The organism is Neobacillus paridis, assembly GCF_016765675.1.
In the GTDB taxonomy this organism is placed as follows: domain Bacteria; phylum Bacillota; class Bacilli; order Bacillales; family Cytobacillaceae; genus Neobacillus; species Neobacillus paridis.
In genome coordinates this window covers 1-500 of the sequence record NZ_JAESWB010000322.1, presented here as the reverse complement: position 1 = coordinate 500, position 500 = coordinate 1, and the positions used below count along the sequence as shown (strand labels likewise).

The 500-nt window shown below is 60.0% G+C and carries 1 protein-coding gene; it reads right to left on the bottom strand.

Annotated elements, in window-relative coordinates:
* A partial coding sequence (locus tag JK635_RS19385) for a hypothetical protein (RefSeq protein WP_202655589.1) occupies positions 1 to 500 on the bottom strand: 500 nt, incomplete at both ends.

Below are 500 nucleotides of genomic sequence, written 5' to 3'. Positions count from 1 at the left end.
CGCCCGCTGTGCACCAACGTAAATGCGGCTGCGCGGACCAGGATGAGGTCCATGCTGGCAAATTCCTGTTCGATGTGCGTGAGTTGGGTCGGCTTGTAAACGAACCGTCGCACGGCGTCCAGCAGCGGCGTCATCAACAGATCTTGGCACGAGGTGACAACCGGCAGAATGCGTTCCCAGTTCTCGATCCAGACGCGGGCAGCCGCAAGTTCGGCTGCTGGTACGGCTCGGACTTCGTACTCAACGGCTCCAATGCGTGCCATGGATGAGGGCGTGCTGTCACCGACGAATAGGATCCACTCGCGATCGACCTGCCTCGCCCAAAAATCGGCCAGGTGCTTCTCATTTCCGATCGTAAGATAAACCGGACGTTCGCAGTAGGTTAGAACCGTCGGATCCGCCTCCAGGCAAAGGCACTGATGATAAATGGCCTCTCCGAAGCACTGCAGACGGCGCCGCAGCTTGGGACTGTAGACGTCGATGCGCCGGCTGCCGCGTGG